Consider the following 19,256-nt stretch of genomic DNA (forward strand, 5'->3'; position numbering starts at 1 on the left):
TTATCTACCTTGATATCTGCCTTGAACAACAGCCGGCGAAAGAAGCGCCGGCTGTTGTTTTTGTGATTCATTCATTTGAAGCAGCAACCTTTTTGGGTTAAGACGAAGGCAGGTTGTTGGTTTACATCATTTGCGATAGGTTTGCTTATAATGCTCCAGCATTTTCGTTACCGGGATACCGTCAATCATCATGCCTTCAAGGCGGCAGTGCTGCAGGTTTACTTGACGCAGATCACAGTTCTCGAACTTGGCCGTGCGAAGATCGCATGCCCGGAAAAGAACAGGCTCGACATTAACCCAGCCCTCCGTTCCCGGTTCCCCTTCCAGCTGGCTCTCGGTCGCATCAGGCCGCCGGATATGTTCGAATATCGTTCCACCCATCTGGATTTCATTGATATGCAGATTTGAAAAGTAAATATGCTCCCACGTTGCCCCAACAAAATTTACATGCCTAAGAACAGTGCTTCGCATATCGATGCCATGAAAGTCGGCATCCCTGAAGCTTGCCATTCGGATACGCTTCCCCCTTAAATCCTGAAGAACATGTCCGCCTTTCTCGTCCACGACAAATGCACCGGTAAGACGCTGTTCCATGGAGCGCTCGCGAATCGGGAAGTGCATTTCGAACACGGAGTTATCGTCATCCGTGCCAAGGTATCGCTCGTCATGTCGCTCAAATTCATAATCTTCAACGGCTTCAACCCCGGCTTGCTGCGGAAGCCAATAACCTCGGAAATAATCCCATACTTGACCCAGCCCGCTGGCTTTGCCGCGATACGTAATGACCAGATAGTCATTTTCAGGGATGATAACCTCCTGCATTCCTTCCGGAACAGCCGCTGCCGACTCCATCTCGACCTCCACTCCGGCCACATACTGATAATCCTGCTGCGAGCCAAAAGGAGGCTTATATTGGTATAGGCCAATGGTCGTAAAGGGTCGTCTCACATCATGGATATCGCTGATTCCCGGCATGGCGCTTTGCCAGAAATTTGGAATGGCGTGCTCTGGTTTGATTCGATTCGGATCCATATAGGTTTCCATTCCAATCATCCGCATTGCCTTCCCTTTGCGAACCTCCGTTTGAATGATGCCGGGATAGCGATCCGGAGCGACGAAGCTTGATTGATCCATGATTGGAGCATAAATATCATAATCGAAAGCATGAATCTCATCCGCAGGAATATCAAATGGATTCACTGATGCAGACGATTCACTTCAAATCCGTAGGAGCCTTCCTGCGTATCTCTCACAAACGGCCCTTGTTCAAACCAGCCAAATAAGTGGCTGTACGCCTCCTCCATATGTGCCCGGTCCCCTTGGACGGTAAGCTTGGCATAGCGACGGGCTGGCAGTTTAATCGTTTCCATTCCTGCCGGTAAACCTTCCGTATGATCCACAGGCATGCCTACCCATAGCGTCGTGACTTCGGTCGCCCACTGCCATTCGGGTATAAAGACGTAACCATGATCCCGGTCCGCTACCGCTTGATTATCTTGGAGCCATGATACGGCTTGGGCCCAAGACTCGCGCACCAATTGGCCATTTCTTGGAATCCGGATCACCGCTGCCGTGATTTCCGGTCTTTCAACGATCTCTACATTCATCAATTCACCCTTGAATGAACTTGGCATATGCCGCACAACCTCCTATTTCATGTACGCAATCAGGATTCGGTTGCCGTCCGGATCCAGCAGTGCAAATTCGCTCAAATCAGGAAAATCATTTACTTCCCCTGCCATTTCAAAACCGTGACTCCGTACATAGGCGATAGCAGCTTCAAAATCCCCGGTTTCGAAATAAAGCACCTCCTTGAACGTTTCCTGATTTAAGTAACGATTGCGATCAAGCAGCAGTGCCGCTCCGGATACCATCGGTACAGAATAAATGTCCTGCTCGGCCGCAGCATCATGCCATTGTGCGCCCAGTAATTCGCTATACCAAAGGGCAGACGAGTGCATATTTTTCACATCGACAAATACGCCTCCAATCTGCGGAAAGATTGGACTTTGAGATGCCCATTGTTGCCCTTCATCTGCTTCTGACGACCAGCACGCCATATGTACATTCCCTTCTGGATCGCGGAAGTTAAAATAAGCCATGGCTCCGTGCCGCTCGGGTTCAGAAAGGACATCCCCTTTCTCGCAGACATAACGGAACGCCTCATCGATGTCCGCAGCATTAAACATGATTCTCGGCATCATGCTCTCGTTCCATTCGGGGTTTTGACGGTTCACCGCATTGGAATCAAGAATCAAATGGGTTCCCTTAAAATCGAACCAATAGACGGGACCGCCGCTTAACCGATCCTCCATCAATGGAAGACCCAGCAAGCGGCTATACCATTCTGCCGATTTGCGCAAGTCCGTAACATGAATAAACACGCTTGCGATCCGATTTTCAAGTGGTTTGATACCGATTGAAGAGTTGCTTTCCGAATTAGCCAAGTTGAATCAGCTCCTTTTCTAAAATGAATGTTGTTAACATCATGGAGAAATGGGATCATTGTCGGTCATAAGGCTGCGGGCGAACGGAAGCGAATATGAATTAGGGAGGCCGATCGTCGGTGAGAGGTCATGCGGAGTAACCATAGAAAGATAAACGAAACTGCAAACAAACGTTCTTATATCATATTCTTGCATTCGTTTAAAATTCCTCCTTTTTCCTTAAGAAAAATGTTTGAGAGTTAGCATCTTTTTTTAAATATAGAAGCCGTAAAATCTAACGCATGTCTAGTTACATTCCACAAATATCAAAAAGGCTGTCTGCAGATCTTGGCAAAAAGATCCGGCAGACAGCCCTTTATGCATCGCAGTTTCATCCCAGCACTTCACTACATGCTAATTTTAAAATTGAAAGGATAACGTGGTTCCTGTACCATGCTCGATGGTATCGAATAGCACCCGAACATCGCGGCTGGCGCTTCCGCTGCCCAGCGCGATAAGCAGCGGCACGAAGTGCTCTGCCCGAGGTACGGCCATCGCTGCATGAGGCGCAAGAACGTCATAACGGCTTAAGGCCTCGATATCCCTGGCCGTGACCTTCTCACGGATCCAGTTCCTGAATTCCAGTGCCCACACGCGGGGTGTGGCATCTTTGTCCCGATCAAATTCACGAAGATTATGGCTTACAAAGCCACTCCCGATAACGAGTATGCCCTCTTCCTCCAAACCCTTCAGCGCTTCGCCGATAGCGATTTGCTGTCTCGCAGGCAAAAAAGGATTGACCGACACGGGAATGATGGGAATATCGGCTTCCGGATAAGCATGCATCATGATTGGAAACACGCCATGATCCAGCCCCCGATACTTCATCTGGACAGGGATATGATTCCGCTTCAGACGTTCTTCCACGATGGAAGCAACAACCTTAGATCCTTTTGCGGGATATTTCACCTGATAAAACGGCTCCGGAAAGCCGTAGTAATCGTACACCATCTCATGCACATCGTCGGTTGCGGCAATCGTCGTCGTCTCGCTTTCAAAATGTGCCGAAAAAATAACAATCGCTTTCGGGCGATTCTCTTGGCCGAAGCGTTTCAGAAACCGCGTAAATTCTGATTCCTCAAACAGGGTAAAGGGTGAACCATGAGCTAAAAATACCGGTGATAACATCGGCCTGACCTCCATATTTCAGTTTCATACAAGTGCGGGGTCCGTGAATAAATCAAAAGCGTCCAATCGCCACGAAAACAGCTAACACGAGCAGAACGATATTCATTCCGATACCCTGATATTCTCTTCGTTTGGCATGAAAAGCGGCGGCCAGAATCATGATGACTCCCAGCGCCAATGCGGCAACCGGAGTAAGAATAGGCCAAATTCCCGTGGCCTGAGGCAATACCAGGCCCAGACCTCCAAGCAGCTCCGATATCCCGATCACTGCGACATATCCCCTTGAATAATCCTTGACCCAAGGCAACGAAGCCTTCGCTTTTTCATACTGCAGCGCTTTAGTCGATCCGGCAAAAATAAACATCAAGGCGAGCAGCCCCTGTACAATCCATAATGCGATATTCATCGACTCCGTGTCCTCCCTTGTATGCTGCCTATGTATAGAGCTATAATAATACCAAGGGTGATCTGAAGTAAGTAGGCACTTAAAATAAACATAGTATACAAAATGAAACCATAGATGAATACTGCGAAATTCCTGGGAGGGATAAACATGTCAGACCGCTGCAGGGTCGAGACCGCGCTCGAAATTTTGGTCGGTAAATGGAAACCCGTCATTCTTTTTCAACTGTTCTCTCATGGAACGATGAGATTCAGCGAGCTTCAAAAAGCGATACCGGACATAACGAAAAAAATGCTTACCTCGCAATTACGGGAATTGGAATATCATGATATCGTGCATCGTGAAATTTATCAGCAAATCCCGCCGAAAGTGGAATACTCCATCACGGAATACGGGATGGGCATGACCCCCGTGCTGCAAGCGATGAACGATTGGGGAATGGCTCATGTGGAGCATTTGAACGAGTTATACGGGGAAGAACGCGAAGTAGAATCATTCGTGAGCAAGGCCGAAGAAGGGTAGAAAGAAGCGTATTTCGCAACCAGTGCATTCACCGTCATCCGGTAGAAGGTCTCTCTAACCGTACGGAAATCACCGGAAAGCCCTCTGCTCATTCCAAAATAAAAACGAGTCCTTATACAAGGACTCGTTTTTATGATCCAATCGATTTCAATACAAATAAGCTTAGTACAAGCTCTCTAATTCATCGATCAAGGATCCTACATAATCGGCTGCGCTGCGGATCGGATCCGGCTTCGACATATCCACGCCTGCAAGCTTCATCAATTCCAGCGGACTCAGCGACCCTCCAGCCTTCAATACGTCGAGCCAGCGGTCCACGGCAGGCTGCCCTTCCTCGCGGATCAGCTTGGCGACTGCTGTGGATGCGGTAAGGCCTGCGGCATACGTATACGGATACAAACTCATATAATAATGAGGCTGACGCATCCAGGTCAGCTTCGCATCCTCATCGATCACGACATCTTCTCCCCAGAACGAAGACAGGATATCCCCTTTCAGCTCGCCTAATTTCACGGCAGTGATCGGTTCGTTCTTCATGGCGAGATCATATACCCGCCGCTGAAGCTCGCCTTCGAGCAAATGAGTAACGTAATTATGGAAATAAGTTCCAAGCAATTGTGAAATGACCCAGCGTCTCATTCTCGGATCGCTCGATCGGGCAAGCAGATGGTCTGCCAGCAGGAGCTCGTTCATTGTTGAAGGTGCTTCAATGAAATACAGCGACGGTCTGTAGTTTGTGAGCCGCTGATATTTGCTCGCCAGCATGAGATGTCCGGCATGCCCTACTTCGTGGGCCAACGTAAAGGCGCCTCTCATGCTATCTGCCCAGCTGATCAGAATATAGGAGTGCACTCCCGGAATGGACATGCAAAACGCGCCCGTTCTTTTTCCTGCATTGTCCGCGTAATCCACCCATCGATTTGCAAAGGCATCCGATACGATATCCCCATATTCCGGTCCGAGGACCGAGAGGGCCTCCTTAATCAGATCCCCCGCTTCCTGAAAAGAAATGCCAGGGCTGAAATCAGGATCGAGCGGGGCTTTGAGATCCGCAAAGGTCATCTGGTCTAATCCAAGCACTCTTTTCTTCAGTGCGGCGTATTTGCGCATATGAGGCGCTAACTCTTCCTGCAAAATATCCAATACGTTATTGTACATATCCTTCGTAACCTGCTGCGGCGTTAACAGCATATCCGTCACGGTATCATACCCCCGCAGGCGGGATTCGATCACCTGACGCTTCACTTCCGTACCATAGGCTTCCGCAAACGTATTGCGGTATTTATGGAGCGTGCCGCTAAAAGCTTTAAAGGAATTACGGCGCAGCTCCGTATCCGGAGATTCGGCGTATTTATTCTCATACAGCGCAAAAGAAACCGGCACTTCTTCCCCATGGCCGTTGCGGGTAGACGGGAAGGTCATATCGGCGAGCTTACTGCGCTCGTATATGCGGTAAGGCGCCTCTAATACTTCACCGAGCGAGGCAAGTACCTTTTCCGTCTCCGCTGACAGCCTGTGTGGTTTGGACTGCTCAAGCAATCCGAGACTGCGTTCGAACACCTGAAGCTCAGGCTGTTCTTTTATGTAATTTTCAATCGTACCTTCGGGAAGTGCGATGATCTCGGATTTGACGAATGATAGCGCGGAACTGACCATTGAAGCTAGGTCACGCGCTCTCGCTGCGTTCATCTGATTTTCAGGGCTGATGCTGTCGCCGGATTGATGCAAATGCGCATAAGCCCCGACACGGTTCATTCTGGCTTGCAGCTCTTCCTGTGCAAGCAAACAGGCAAGCAGCGTATCCGCGCCATCGCCCAGCTTTCCTTCGTATTTCGCAACAGAGGAGATGTCTTGCTGAACAGCGGTTAATTCTGCGTCCCATGCTTCTTTCGTCTCAAAAATATCTTCCAAATTCCATGTGGTTTCCACGTTCACTTCTGCCCGGGTTAAAATTTTCGACATACGTTAAGCACCTCTCCCATGTTATTCATTGACCCTATATGTTGGCGCCAATAAATCCCATTGTATCATAGATTCAGCTGCTTTAACCTGCGAGCAAGTTCGATGGAACCATTCCTTGCCTCTAACGTAAAAGATAGAGTAAGCTCGGAATGCACCAAGAACCAATAAGTGACGGGCAAGCATCCGCTAACTGCCTGTACGCTCGATCAAGATTTTAGATTCACTTAAACATTCTTTAAGGTTCCCTTCAGATTGACGGGTTACAATACGGTTAGGCTGAAACTCTCACATCCACAAGTCATCGTATTCGATACACCCAAAACAGGAAAAGAGGTTTTTGACCATGAATATCAAAAGAATCATGATTGTCGGAAGTATCGTCGTCGTGATGTCCTTCGGAAGCTCCGCCCTAAGCAGCTCTACCACAAACGCCAGCCCGGCTGCCAAATGGGCCGCCACCGGCGTTGATGACAAAGATCCTCTGCTCGATGCCTTGAATCAAGCATCTGAAGATGAGCTATATGAATCCTTATACGAAGGGAAATCCCTGCAAGATATCGCCGCCGAGAAGGACGTGGATATTACAGGGATTATCGAGCTGCAAACCGCGCAGCTGACCAAGCAGCTGGATGTAAGGCTCCGAAGCGGCAGCATCACTGCTGAGCAGTACGCCGTATATAAAGGAGAAGTCCGGGATATCATCGAACAGAGCGTCATCACTTCCTTTGGTTGATCGAGAGTTACATAGTTCTCGTATTCACTCCATGACTTTGGACGCGCATACTTAATGGATTACGGAAAAGCCGGCGAATGATCGCCGGCTTTTGTCGTGTAGAGACCTCATAAAGTCACATGCCTGCAGTTCAGCAATTCACCAACCTTTTGAAATAACCTGGCGTTATGACCAGCAGACAAAGCACAGTGGTGTGTTGGAGCTTCGTTAAACCACGACTCCATGTAGGCGTCTGGATCAGAGCGGAATCGAACGGGTGTCTGTGTATTCCCAATACGCATGATCGGTCCTTTCGTCGACTCCCCTTCGCTTATGATCAGCTTCAGCCGCCCATCGCCAGTCTGGGTCACGTTCAATGTGGTCACAGGTCCGGAACGCACCTTGGCCTCCACGGATATTCCCGCCCCCTGCTTGCCGTGATACAGTCCCATTCCGCGAAGTATCGGCTTGTCGTCCGAAATTGCGGCATGAAACGGTCCGTCATGACCCAGCACAATTGTCTGGTCTTCATAGTCCACGACGACGATTTCGGAGAAGCTGCCTCCTTTGCCGAGAGTATCGCAAATTTTCATCGCTGCTGCGGTCTTCAGATCCCCTTCTCCGGCACATGGAACTCCGCGTGCGGTTAACAGGGAATGACCGAGAATAAATCCGCTCTGCAGCATTTCGTACTCCCCTCCCGGAGCTCCGTGATAGTAGTAGGCCAACGCATCGAGACGATATTCCCTGACAAGCTTTTCCTGTGCCGCGGCAACCTTGCATGACCAGTACAGCTGCTCTTCCGTCGGCATTTGGGCGATGGGATCGGAAGAAGCATCCCCGCCGATCGCAAACATGTTCTTAGTCTCCTTAAGCTTCTCCTCAATTTCCTGATTGGTGACTGTCCGCAGGAGGCGATCCAAATCACACATCTCCAAAATTTCGATATGGATCCCAAGCTGCGCCTGCAGCATCGTAAAGTCGCTGTACATGTCGAGCATCCCGCTGTACGTGTTTCCGAGAAACCCAAACCTTGATTGGCGCAGCGTACGAACAGCAGCTGCCGCTTCGATCCATTCTTCGATTTCCTTCCAGGCCCGGATTGCTTCTGCTCGTTCCGCGGTTTGTTCATTGGCTAAGGAAGCTGCCGGTGTTTCAGTCAGACCCAGCAGACCGTTTACAACCCTGAAGGGGATCCCCGCCCGGTTGAAAGCATTGGAAATCTCCGGCACCGGGCATGCACTGCAATGAGCAAGCCATTCTCCGGTCGTCGTCCGTTCATAATCGATCCGGGCTGCCGGCTGCAGATTCAGTACAATGACCGGCTTGGAGCAGATTTGATGAATCGGCAAAATGGCCGAACTCGTGCAGTAGGTCGCGGAATGGCAGAAGATCAGATCCACTTGGTGATGATTGAACCATTCCCCCGCTTCACGGCCTTTGGCTTCGTTATCAACAATACCGAAGTGATATACGTCGCAGTGCGCAGACATTCGGGATTCCAAAAACTTCCCATATCCGGCCAAGCGCTCCCTCAGATCCGGAAATTGGCTCCAATATGCCTCAAGGCCAATGGAGTACAGACCGATTCTCGCTTTAAGAGCGGATTTGATCGGCGGTTTATGCATAACAACTCACCATCCCTTTCTTTCGTTTCTATCGTTGTTCGGGAAATCAAATAGCAATAATAGAACATCCATGATTAGTGTATACGTTTACATTCCTTGCTGCATCGAATAATATTGTGATGATATAACACTATCTTGCGGTCATCGCACGGAGGCGAAAAGCACTTGAGAAAGTATCCGCTTCAGGTCGATTGGGATCTATCTTCAGAGTCTGAGAACATTGAGGTAACACCAAGCCTGCTGGCTCAATCGATGTTTTTTTATGTACAGGCAACCGGTAGATTTCAAGCCTACAGCCGCTATTTCACCAGAAGATCGCATTACCATTCCTATTTGTTTCTCTTGACCCGGCGCGGACGCGGGAAGCTGAAGTACAGACAGAAATCCTATGCCCTTCCGCCTGGAAGCGTTATGCTGCTCGACTGCAAAGAAGCGCATGAATATGGTACCGCGGGTGCGGACGGATGGGATATGGATTGGGTGCATTTTAACGGGGGCAGCAGTCAAAGCTACGTCGAGCTGATCGTCAACAACGCAGGGCCCGTTCTCTCTTTAACGGACAATTCAGTCATTCCTCGTTTGTTGGATGAGCTGCTTCTCGCCCATCGCAAGCGCCGGTTGGATACGGATATTCTAAGCTCCCAATGGATTGTCGAGATGCTGACTGAGCTGCTTCTTCAGAGCATTCATAAAAACTCAGATTCCGCTGAAGCAACCTATCCGGCTTATATACTCGAGATCATGAATGAAATGGAGCGAAACTGCAGTGCCAAAATTCCGCTCGACGAGCTTGCTGCGCAGCACAGCTTCAGCAAATATCATCTGGCACGCGAGTTTAAACGCTACACGGGCTACAGCCCGAATGAGTATTTGACTCATGTGCGGCTGTCCCTCGCCAAAGAAATGCTGAAGTTTTCGCGCATGACCATCACTCAGATTGCCGAGCATACCGGCTACAATCAACCCAGCTTTTTCATTAAAATGTTCAAGCAAAAAGAAGGCATCACGCCGCTGGAGTTCCGCAAGTTCTGGAGTGAGCGTCTGGATTAAACGCATACCCTTGCACAAAAAAAAGACTGCCGACAATGGCAGTCTTTGCTTATATTTGCCTACTGCTTGTTCAATTGCTGAATCTGATCTGTATCGAACGCTTCTAAAATGCCCAGTTGCCCCGGCGGAACACAGCTTCTCTCTGCCCATCCTCCGTGATTCCGTCGATGGATAGTTCAGCCGAACCGATCATAAAGTCAACATGAACCAGGCTCTGGTTCGCCCCATTTTGAGCCAGCTCCGCGGAGTCCATTTCCTTTCCGCCTTCCAGGTTTACCGGATAAGCTTGTCCGAGAGCGAGATGACAGGACGCGTTTTCATCAAACAACGTGTTATAAAAAATAACCTTTGAATTTGAAATCGGAGAGTCATGCGGTACCAGCGCAACCTCGCCTAAGGACCGCGCGCCTGGATCCGTATCCAAGAGCTTTTGCAGGGCTTCGGCGCCCTCTTCGGCCGTAAAATCAACAACTTTTCCATCCTTGAAAGTCAATGAGAAGCCATCGATAACCACACCATTGTAATTTAGAGGCAAGGTGCTGCGTACCGTTCCATTGACACCGTCCTTGCTTGGAAGCGTATATACTTCCTCCGTCGGGATGTTCGGATTGAACAAAACGCCGCTTGCATTGTATTTTGCGCCGCCAAGCCAGATATGACCCTTGGGTAAATCAATGGTAAGCGAAGTGCCTGGAGCTTCATAATGAAGCTGCTTGTAGCTCTTAGCATTCAGAAGCTTGACCATTTCGCTGAGCTTGGCATTATGTACTCCCCAAGCGGATACCGGATCCTCATGGTCTATGCGGGTTGCGTCGATAATACGCTCCCATAGCTTCTGCAGCGCAGCGCCCTCTGTTTCACCCGGAAATACCTTGGCTGCCCATTCAGGTGTGGCATAGGACATTAACGTCCAGGCGTTTTTGTGGGCCATCAGATAGCTGCGGTATTTGCTTAGAGCGGTAGCTGCTGCTTTGGCAGCTGTCGCTACCCGGGAAGGATCTACCTCATTCAATAAATCCGGATCAGGAGAGTAAATCTGGATAAAAGCCGCACCGTTTTCCGCATATTGCTCCATCGCCGCTGCACGCCACTGCGGATATTCCGAGAACGATTCTTCAGGGGCATTCAGGTATTTAATTTTGGTCAACTGTTCATCATTGTACTCCACATAAACATGATGCGCGCCCACCTCATATGCTTTCAGGGTGATAAGCCGGACAAGGTCCGCAGCTGCGATCGGGGCCATGACGACAACGGTCTGACCGGGTGTTACATTGACGCCTACCTTGACGGCAAGCTCTGCATATTTTTCTAATTGCTGCTTTGTTGGATACATGCTAATTCCCCCATTCTGTAAAACTGCTACTCTATTATAATGGCTATCGGATGAAAAAACATCTTGCCGCGAACACGGCAAAAAAGCCGCGTTCTTCGCGGCTTTCCGTATGACTATTTATGCAGCATGCTTATTTATCCAGCGTCATCAAGCCTTCAGCACCTTATCCAGAAAGCTGATCGTTCGCTCATGCTTTGGATTGCCGAACACTTCCTCCGGCGTTCCTTCCTCCACGATATATCCGCCATCCATAAAGATCACCCGATCGGCCACTTCGCGGGCAAAGCCCATTTCATGGGTGACGATCATCATCGTCATGCCTTCGCGCGCCAAATCGTTCATGACGCCCAGCACCTCTCCGACCATTTCCGGATCCAGGGCCGATGTGGGTTCATCGAACAGCATAATGTCGGGATTCATGGCCAGCGCTCTCGCGATGGCTACCCGCTGTTTCTGCCCGCCTGACAGCTGGCTAGGGAAAGCATCGGCTTTATCGGATAAACCCACCTGCTCCAGCAGGCGCAGCGCGGCTGTACGGGCTTCCTTCTCCGACTGTTTGCCCAGCTCCATGGGAGCAAACATGATATTTTTCAATACGTTGAAATGCGGAAACAGGTTGAAATGCTGGAACACCATACCGATGTTTTCCCGCACCTTGTTGATATTGGTTTTCGGATCGTTGATATCCTGATCATCGACAATGACTTTACCGGCCGAAATCTCTTCAAGCCGGTTCATGCAGCGGAGAAAGGTGCTTTTACCGGAACCGGAAGGTCCGATAACGCATACGACCTCTCCCTCTTCAACCTTCACGTCGATGCCTTTCAGCACTTCATTTGCACCAAAATTCTTTTTTAATCCTTCGACACGAATTTTACCCACGTTGCACCTTCCTTTCCAGGCGGTTCGAAATTTTCGTCAGTATCGTGATGACGACAAGATACATGATCGCAACCACGAGCCAGATATCAAACGATGCAAAGGTTCTTGCAATGATAATTTTTCCCGATTGCGTCAGCTCCACCAAACCGATGGCCGAGAGGATCGAGGTATCCTTCAGCGTGATGACCAACTGATTGATGAATGATGGAATCATGACGCGAATGGCCTGCGGAATGATGATTTTGATCATGGCTTTCCGGTAAGGCAGACCAAGCGATCTTGCCGCTTCCATTTGACCACGGTCGATGGATTCGATGCCGCCGCGGATGATTTCTGTTACATATGCGCCCGCATTCAGGCTGAGCGTTAAAATTGCGGCCAAAAACAGCGGCATTTTGAATCCCAAGGCTTGCGGAATGCCGAAATATATGAATAATGCCAATACCAGTAGCGGTATCCCGCGGAACAGATCAACAAACACGGTTGCGATGCCCCTCATCCACTTGCTGCGGCTCACTTTCATGAAACCGAAGATCAAGCCGAAGATGAAAGCGAAGAACAAAGAAACCAGGGTGTAAATCAGCGTTTTGCCCAATCCTTCAAGCAGCGGAGGAATGGAGTCGATAATTAATTCAAGCCGTCCCTGCTTCTGTTCAGTCCCCGTATTATTTTCCGCAAGATACTTGCTCTTGATGCGATCATACTCACCGCTTGCTTTCAGGTCTTTAAGACCTGCGTTGAATTTCTCCAGCAGCTCCTGGTTTTGTCCTTTACCGACAGCAAAACCGTAAGACGCGCCTTTTTCCTTGTCGCCGACAAGCTTCAGGTCATCCTTCGTTTTGGCAACGTAAGCAAGGACCGGATAATCCTCGAAGCAAGCAACCGAATTGCCGGATTTTACGTCCTCGTACATCAGCGAGGAATCATCGAAAGGTACAACGGTAAAGCCGTATTTAGAGGCGATGGACTGCGCGAAGGTATAGCCTTCCGTTCCGGTCTTCACCGCCACCTTCTTGCCTTTTAAGTCCTCGTAGCCCGTTATATCCGTGTTATCGCTGCGAACGGCCATGATCACACCGGAATCGAAATACGGATCCGAGAAATCGAACTTTTGCTTTCTTTCATCCGTAATGCTCATGCCGGCAATGACGCCGTCTACCTGCTTCGATTCCAAGGCTTGCACCGCGGCATTAAAGCCAAGCGGCTTGACTACATACTGAAAATTCTGTTCCTTGGCGATTGCATCCAATAAATCCATGTCGATTCCCACGTATTTACCGCTTGTATCCTGGAATTCAAATGGAGCGAACGTAATGTCCGTGCCGATCTGATACACTTTTCCTTGGGAAGCTTCTGCCCCGGCATGCTCCATTCCTAACGGTATGCCCGTTATGAGGAGCATGAAAGCCATTGTAAATAGTAAGGTGCGCAGTATTTTCATAGGGTCCTCCTCTTGTTAAACAACGTCTTAAGAAAGTTACCCATTTCTCATTCTTTCTTAAACAGCTGCTGCCTGACTGGTGTTAAATCTATACCGGATTCAGCCCATTTGCTAATCCTTTCACTCGAAATTTATAACATATAATTTTATTCTTTTCTAATAGCAATATATTACAGCCGGTGAACACGATATTGTAAACGCTTTGCGCGTCCAGGAGAACAAAAAGAAGCCTGAGCATTAGGCTCCAGCTTCTTCACACTCCGATATGCTCAGTATATGACTTATTTCTACGCCTCGCGGCCATAAACCTCGATTTGGCTCAGTGCCGGAAACGGAGATGGGTCATCCGAAGGAATCAACTCATGGAATGTCATCCATTTCACTGTTCGCGGCTCCAAGGCAATAAACTGCTTCAGATGCGTTTTCTTCAGCTCTGCCGTATGACGGCTTCCATCCGAAAAGGTAAGGGTCACCCGCTCCCAGTAATTGTCGTGCGGGAAATCCGCACGGATCGTGATGGCAACCTTGTCGATCTCCACAGGCCTGCCAAAGTTCAATGTGAGTTCCGCATCTTTTTGCTGATTGATTCCCCATGATTCGAAGGGCCACTTCCCGTGCGAGAAATTCACGCCTTTCCCGTTTATCGCGTTTCTGGCCGCAAATACCGATTCGCCGCGCGTCTCCACGTTAGCGTCAGCATGCGGAAAGCAGGTTTCGTTGACATGCTGATCGTATGGGTTGAGTGCGACATTTTTATAAGCATGAATTTCTTCAGCGGTTGCTTCACGGACTGTAAGAACATGGAGTTCGCCGGAGAAGGATTTCGGAGAATAGGATTTTTTCTTTTCATCGAAAGGTATAAGAAAACGATATTCATGTCCTGTCATAAAAATCAAAGCCGGATCCATGGCATCGTCGAGCTGAACGACAAGGTATACATTGACGTCCGCGCTTTTCAGCACAATCTCATCCCCCGGCTCGTAGGCCTCCCGATAAACCAAACGGGCTTGTCCCTGATCGCTAACATTGGCCCTGATACTTGCATCTTGGCTTCGTATTTCCAGCGACAATTGTGTCATCTTCGCACTCTCCTCGTCGGTTGAGTCATCTTGCATACATCATGGCTCATCATTCTTAGATATGTTCTGCAATCAACATGCATAATCCTTCCCTGCATATCCAATCCATTACTCTTGCATGGCAAGCTGCTCAATCCCCCGTACGATGGCATCCAGCCCAATCCGGAACATATGCGCCGAACCCAACTCATTAAAAATTTGATTCTCATGCATTCGCTTAATGATGTTCGGCCCGCTGCCCGTGTGAAGATCCAGGGATTGCTTAAACATCGAAGGAGCTCCGCCGGCCGATTCATCTTGCATGGCAACGTTCAACCGATTCATTTCATAGCGGTCTAATTCAAAAGAGATGACGTAATTCATAACGGTTGTGACCAGGGAAAATTTATAGCTGTCGCTGAAGCGAAGCGGATCCAGGATTTGCAGCATCGTGTTGATCATCGACAAATAATCGGGCTCGGAAGGAAGAGTTCTCATCAGCAGCTGCGCTGAGCATGGATAGTTGTGAAGAACCTCTCTCATATGGGACGCAAAACCGCTTAGCCGATCCTTCCAATCTTCATGCGAAATATCCGCAAGCAAGCATTGTTTGGCCACTTCATTGGCAAGGGCCTGGAAAATGCTTTGTTTGCTTTTAAAATGCCAATACAAGGATGCAGCCTGTATATTCAGAAGGTCGGCCAGCTTTCGCATGCTGAATTCCTCCATGCCTTTTTGATCCAGCAGGTCCCAGGCCGCCTTCATAATATCTTCCTCGGTGATCTGCAGATTTTTTATCCTCATGGCTTCGTTCCTCCTGTTACTTTCTATCTTCATGATAAGCCATACCTCAATTAAATTCTACCATCGTTAGATTTCCACATCGCACAATCATACACTGTTAGATATTTTTATTTACAGCCAACATTCCGGGTGTTATATTTATCTCACACTGTTAGATTAATAAGATCAAAGGATGTGCATAGGCATGATTCAATCCAAACAACAGCCGTCAACACCCGCTCCAGCCGAATTTTCGGTAAAAGCGATTTTTCCTGTATTGCTGGCTCTTATCTCAGGCATGCTGCTTGTGATGCTTGACAGCACCATCATGAACGTCGCCGTTCCCCATCTGGAAAAGACCTTTTCCACCAGTTTGAAGACCATTCAATGGGCCATAACCGGCTACACATTGGCTTTATCCGTCGTCATTCCGCTTGCGGGCTGGTTCTCGGACCGGTTTACCGCCAAGCGGGTTTTTCTCGCTTCCATCGTTTTGTTCACCTTCGGTTCTTTGTTATGCTCGTTAGCCCAGACTCCGTCCCAGCTGATTGTTTTCCGGATATTTCAGGGGTTAGGCGGCGGAATGGTCGCTCCGATCGGCATGGCGATGTCTTTTACCATTGCTCCGCCCGAGAAGAGAGGATCCATTATGGGCATCTTGGGACTGCCGATGCTCGTCGCGCCTTTCCTGGGTCCGGTGCTCTCCGGCTGGCTGCTGGAATATACGAGCTGGCACTGGATTTTCCGGATCAATGTGCCTATCGGCATCATCGCACTGATCATCGGGATCCAATGTCTGCCTGCCTCGAACAAAGGGAGTCGAACCAAACTCGACCTTTGGGGGATGCTTCTGTCTCCTCTTGCCTTCTCCGGTTTAGTTTACGCGGTGCATCGTGGGGGCACGGATGGCTGGGGTGATATGTATACGGTAATCACGCTCATTACCAGCCTTGTTTTACTGGCCCTGTTCATTTTCGTGGAGCTGCGTCAAGAGAAGCCGCTTCTTGAGCTTCGGTCCTTCCGCTCGCTTGAATTTACGAAAGGCGTTATTCTGACATGGATTCATCAGATCGCCTTATTCGGCTCGATTCTGTTGATCCCGCTCTTCCTGCAGCAGGTTAGGGGTTACTCGTCCTTTGAATCCGGTCTCCTAGTTATTCCCCAAGCGATATTTTCCTTCGTCGGCATGCAAATCGGCGGGAAAATGTTTGATAAATACGGCGCCCGTCCAGTCGCATTTGCGGGACTTTCCCTGCTGGCTGCATCCCTGTACCTGTTATCGGGAATGCAAAGCGATACCTCTGTATACTGGATGATGAGTTACTTTGCCATGATGGGCCTGGGACAGGGACTGACCATGATGCAACTCGGTACCCATGTGATGAAATCCGCTCCGAAAAACCTGATCAGCCGGGTCACGCCGCTGACGGCTTCGGCTCAACAGATCGTCGGTTCTTTTGCCGTTACCATCATGTCCGGTTTACTTTCGTCCAACATTGCGAATCATAGGAGTCATGTGCAGAAAGATGCAGCCGGTGAAGTGATTCAAGCCATGATATCCGGATTCCACGATACGTTTCTGTTCTCTTCCACCCTGGCCTTCTGCGGTGTCATCATAAGCTTGTTTTTGCGCCGGAATTAAAGATTTGACGGGAAAACACGCAGACATGAATATACAGAAAAAGATGCAGACTACAGGATCGGTATGCGATCCTAAGCTGCATCTTTTTTTCTAATGCTGCGAGTTAAACTCTGTTCTGTAAAACCTGCGGATGAGAAGCAGGCACACGGGAAGCATAAGCGCGAACGCTGAAATGAGCCAAATGGTGCTCGTGGCTTGGAATTGATCCAAGCTCCACCCGACCAGCAAGGGGAGTACGGCTCCGCCAACGCCGCCGGAAGCGATCAGGATGCTCGTAATTTGCTTGGTGTTCCCCGGAAATAGTCGATTGGCGAACACGATCCATATGGCGAATATTCCCGATAAACAAAGGCCGAGCATGAAGACGAGGATAAAAGACAACGCCGCTCCTTTTACCACCGTCATGCCTACGAGAAACAGAATGGCGCCGGAAGCGCTAATGAACAAAAACCTGAAATAGCTTATTTTTTCAGCCGCATAACCCGTAAAAACACGTCCGATCACCATGGCCATCCAAAAGACGGTGACGGACACCGTCGCTTCCGACGTTCCCTGCTTCAAATGCTGCACAAAAATCGATGGCATAAAGTTGATCGCGCTCGTTTCGATGCCTACATAGAGAAATACAAAAACGATGAATATAACAAGTTTAGAAAAGGGCTTCGCATGTTTTGCCTTTGAGGTATCGTGATGGTTTTGCGGATGGTGTCGCGTCTCTTCCATAGGTTCAGATGAATGGGACGGGAGTTTACGGATCCATAACATGAAATTCAAGGCAGCCAGCAGCATGACAATGCCAAAAGCCCCGTTCCATTGATGCTTAGCGATCAAAAAGCCGGCAGCAAGCGGCATGAACAAAGCGCCTAAGCCAAACGCGACTTCCAGCCTGCTCATCAGCACGGCCCCTGCATGACCGGCTCTCTCCAATATCAAGGTCCCGATCGCCGTTTGTGTCATGCCGAAACCGAATCCGTTTAAAACGGCAAGCGCCAGCACAACCATCCATCCGGGCTGAGAAAATAAAAAAGCGTGAGCCATGACAAGGGCCAGCATCCCCAACCTGATGGTCCATTGTTCCCCTATTCGCATGGAGGACAGGGGAGCCAGAAGGACTCCCAAGAAAAAACCGGCGAACTGCCCGAAGACGAGTTGCCCGCCGCCGCTGTAGCTTCTGCCGTATTCTCGCAACAATTCAGGCATTAAAGCGCCAAACACTACGGTTGCCAGACCCACCATGAAATACGCAAAGCATCCGAACCAAACTAAACGCCTCATCTTGTCCTCCCCCCAAGGCATATGGTTTCTAATCACACTTATCCTCTGCAGCAACCAGCAGTTCGACCTGGTGCTGTTCGAGCTTTCTCATCATGTCTTCGCTCGGCTTTTCGTCGGTTATTAACAAGTCGATGCAGTCCAGGCCGGCAACCTGGTACAACATCTGATCGCCAAATTTCGTGTGGTCGACGAGGACGATGACCTGATTAGCCCGTTTCAGCATGGCGCGCTTCACCTCCCCTTCTTCCACGAGCGGCGAAGAAAGGCAGCTGTTCGAAATGCCGCAGGAACTAAGAAATAATTTATCCACCTTATAATCGTTAAGCATATTAATCGTGACTTGGCCATGCAGGAAACGATGCTGCGGATGGAGTTCTCCGCCTAACAGATACGTTTGTACAGATTCTTTATGCGATACAACGCCAGCGATATCGATAGAATTGGTGACGACGACAAGGCTGTGTGAGGTCAGGCTCTCAGCTGCAAACTGTACGGTTGTAGATGCGTCCATCATCATGCTGTCGCCAGGTTGGACTAACGATGCCGCGAATTTTCCGATTCGGCGTTTGACGCTGGATTCTCTTTCCAAACGTTCGCTGTACACGAAGATGTCCTTTTTGGGGAGTACTGCACCGCCATGAGTCCGTGTTATGCGTCCCAGCTCCTCCATTTTCAACAGGTCGCGGCGTGCCGTATCCCGGGAAACCTCGAATAACTGACAGATGTCTTTAATGTCGATTCGCTTATGACGGTTCAAATGCTCCTGTATGGCGTGAAGCCGTTCTTCTTGAAACATGCTTCCCCCCGCTTTCATTCCGGTTTGAACGGAGAATGGTAAGGCATGATAAGTGTTTATGCAGCTATATAAGCATATTAGAACCATTACAGGGTTATTGCGGCCTGATGAGCTGAATATCGGATTTAAAATAAGATGTTGTTCATCCTAAA

General features: G+C 49.2%; 18 protein-coding genes. 4 read left to right on the plus strand and 14 right to left on the minus strand.

Features of this window, described 5'->3' with window-relative positions; genetic code table 11:
* Positions 1-126: 126 nt before the first annotated feature.
* The 5 genes from PCH05_RS18070 to PCH05_RS18090 form a co-directional block, all read right to left on the minus strand.
* A complete protein-coding gene (locus tag PCH05_RS18070) occupies positions 127-1,200 on the minus strand; it encodes a GyrI-like domain-containing protein (RefSeq protein ID WP_127604398.1) in 1,074 nt (357 codons plus the stop codon).
* Entirely contained in the window at positions 1,197-1,634 is a 438-nt protein-coding gene (locus PCH05_RS18075) for a GyrI-like domain-containing protein (RefSeq protein ID WP_127604400.1), read from the minus strand. The genes PCH05_RS18070 and PCH05_RS18075 overlap by 4 nt, the downstream gene beginning before the upstream one ends.
* 15 nt (positions 1,635-1,649) lie before the next feature.
* Positions 1,650-2,447, minus strand: a complete 798-nt coding sequence (locus PCH05_RS18080; RefSeq protein ID WP_127604402.1) for a VOC family protein — start codon at positions 2,445-2,447, stop codon at positions 1,650-1,652.
* 399 nt (positions 2,448-2,846) lie between these two features.
* Positions 2,847-3,614 (minus strand): DODA-type extradiol aromatic ring-opening family dioxygenase, encoded by a 768-nt coding sequence (locus PCH05_RS18085; RefSeq protein WP_127604404.1) that lies wholly within the window; start codon positions 3,612-3,614, stop codon positions 2,847-2,849.
* Positions 3,615-3,666: 52 nt separating this feature from the next.
* On the minus strand, positions 3,667-4,020 hold the full coding sequence (locus PCH05_RS18090; protein ID WP_127604406.1) for a DoxX family protein: 354 nt from the start codon (positions 4,018-4,020) through the stop codon (positions 3,667-3,669).
* A gap of 147 nt (positions 4,021-4,167) precedes the next feature.
* On the opposite strand from PCH05_RS18090, the gene PCH05_RS18095 reads away from it, so the two are divergent.
* Positions 4,168-4,539 (plus strand): winged helix-turn-helix transcriptional regulator, encoded by a 372-nt coding sequence (locus PCH05_RS18095; protein WP_127604408.1) that lies wholly within the window; start codon positions 4,168-4,170, stop codon positions 4,537-4,539.
* 162 nt (positions 4,540-4,701) lie between these two features.
* Here the strand turns inward: PCH05_RS18095 and pepF are convergent, their stop codons facing one another.
* The gene (pepF, locus tag PCH05_RS18100; protein ID WP_127604410.1) at positions 4,702-6,501 is read right to left on the minus strand and encodes an oligoendopeptidase F; all 1,800 of its coding nucleotides are present in this window, start codon (positions 6,499-6,501) and stop codon (positions 4,702-4,704) included.
* 343 nt (positions 6,502-6,844) lie between these two features.
* On the opposite strand from pepF, the gene PCH05_RS18105 reads away from it, so the two are divergent.
* Positions 6,845-7,234, plus strand: a complete 390-nt coding sequence (locus PCH05_RS18105) for a hypothetical protein (protein WP_127604412.1) — start codon at positions 6,845-6,847, stop codon at positions 7,232-7,234.
* Between the two features lie 107 nt (positions 7,235-7,341).
* Here the strand turns inward: PCH05_RS18105 and PCH05_RS18110 are convergent, their stop codons facing one another.
* Entirely contained in the window at positions 7,342-8,841 is a 1,500-nt protein-coding gene (locus PCH05_RS18110) for an L-arabinose isomerase family protein (RefSeq protein ID WP_127604414.1), read from the minus strand.
* Positions 8,842-9,006: 165 nt separating this feature from the next.
* On the opposite strand from PCH05_RS18110, the gene PCH05_RS18115 reads away from it, so the two are divergent.
* The gene (locus PCH05_RS18115) at positions 9,007-9,891 is read left to right on the plus strand and encodes an AraC family transcriptional regulator (protein ID WP_127604416.1); all 885 of its coding nucleotides are present in this window, start codon (positions 9,007-9,009) and stop codon (positions 9,889-9,891) included.
* A 103-nt stretch (positions 9,892-9,994) separates the two neighbouring features.
* On the opposite strand, the gene PCH05_RS18120 is transcribed toward PCH05_RS18115, so the two are convergent.
* From PCH05_RS18120 to PCH05_RS18140, 5 genes are all read right to left on the minus strand, one after another.
* Positions 9,995-11,227: an aminopeptidase gene (locus PCH05_RS18120; RefSeq protein ID WP_127604418.1), complete on the minus strand. Its 1,233-nt coding sequence runs from the start codon at positions 11,225-11,227 to the stop codon at positions 9,995-9,997.
* 147 nt (positions 11,228-11,374) lie between these two features.
* A complete protein-coding gene (locus tag PCH05_RS18125; protein ID WP_127604420.1) occupies positions 11,375-12,109 on the minus strand; it encodes an amino acid ABC transporter ATP-binding protein in 735 nt (244 codons plus the stop codon).
* Positions 12,102-13,550 (minus strand): amino acid ABC transporter substrate-binding protein/permease, encoded by a 1,449-nt coding sequence (locus PCH05_RS18130; protein ID WP_127604422.1) that lies wholly within the window; start codon positions 13,548-13,550, stop codon positions 12,102-12,104. The genes PCH05_RS18125 and PCH05_RS18130 overlap by 8 nt, the downstream gene beginning before the upstream one ends.
* 287 nt (positions 13,551-13,837) lie before the next feature.
* Positions 13,838-14,629, minus strand: a complete 792-nt coding sequence (locus PCH05_RS18135) for a carbohydrate-binding protein (protein WP_127604424.1) — start codon at positions 14,627-14,629, stop codon at positions 13,838-13,840.
* A 108-nt stretch (positions 14,630-14,737) separates the two neighbouring features.
* Positions 14,738-15,412: a TetR/AcrR family transcriptional regulator gene (locus PCH05_RS18140; protein ID WP_164766703.1), complete on the minus strand. Its 675-nt coding sequence runs from the start codon at positions 15,410-15,412 to the stop codon at positions 14,738-14,740.
* 184 nt (positions 15,413-15,596) lie between these two features.
* Here PCH05_RS18140 and PCH05_RS18145 point away from each other — a divergent pair, with 184 nt between their 5' ends.
* A complete protein-coding gene (locus PCH05_RS18145; RefSeq protein WP_127604435.1) occupies positions 15,597-17,033 on the plus strand; it encodes an MDR family MFS transporter in 1,437 nt (478 codons plus the stop codon).
* A 90-nt stretch (positions 17,034-17,123) separates the two neighbouring features.
* Here PCH05_RS18145 and PCH05_RS18150 read toward each other — a convergent pair whose 3' ends face one another.
* A complete protein-coding gene (locus PCH05_RS18150) occupies positions 17,124-18,308 on the minus strand; it encodes an MFS transporter (protein ID WP_164766704.1) in 1,185 nt (394 codons plus the stop codon).
* Between the two features lie 28 nt (positions 18,309-18,336).
* A complete protein-coding gene (locus PCH05_RS18155; RefSeq protein ID WP_127604439.1) occupies positions 18,337-19,104 on the minus strand; it encodes a DeoR/GlpR family DNA-binding transcription regulator in 768 nt (255 codons plus the stop codon).
* Between the last annotated feature and the right edge of the window lie 152 nt (positions 19,105-19,256).

The organism is Paenibacillus chibensis, from assembly GCF_004001045.1.
GTDB classification, from domain to species: domain Bacteria; phylum Bacillota; class Bacilli; order Paenibacillales; family Paenibacillaceae; genus Paenibacillus_AQ; species Paenibacillus_AQ chibensis.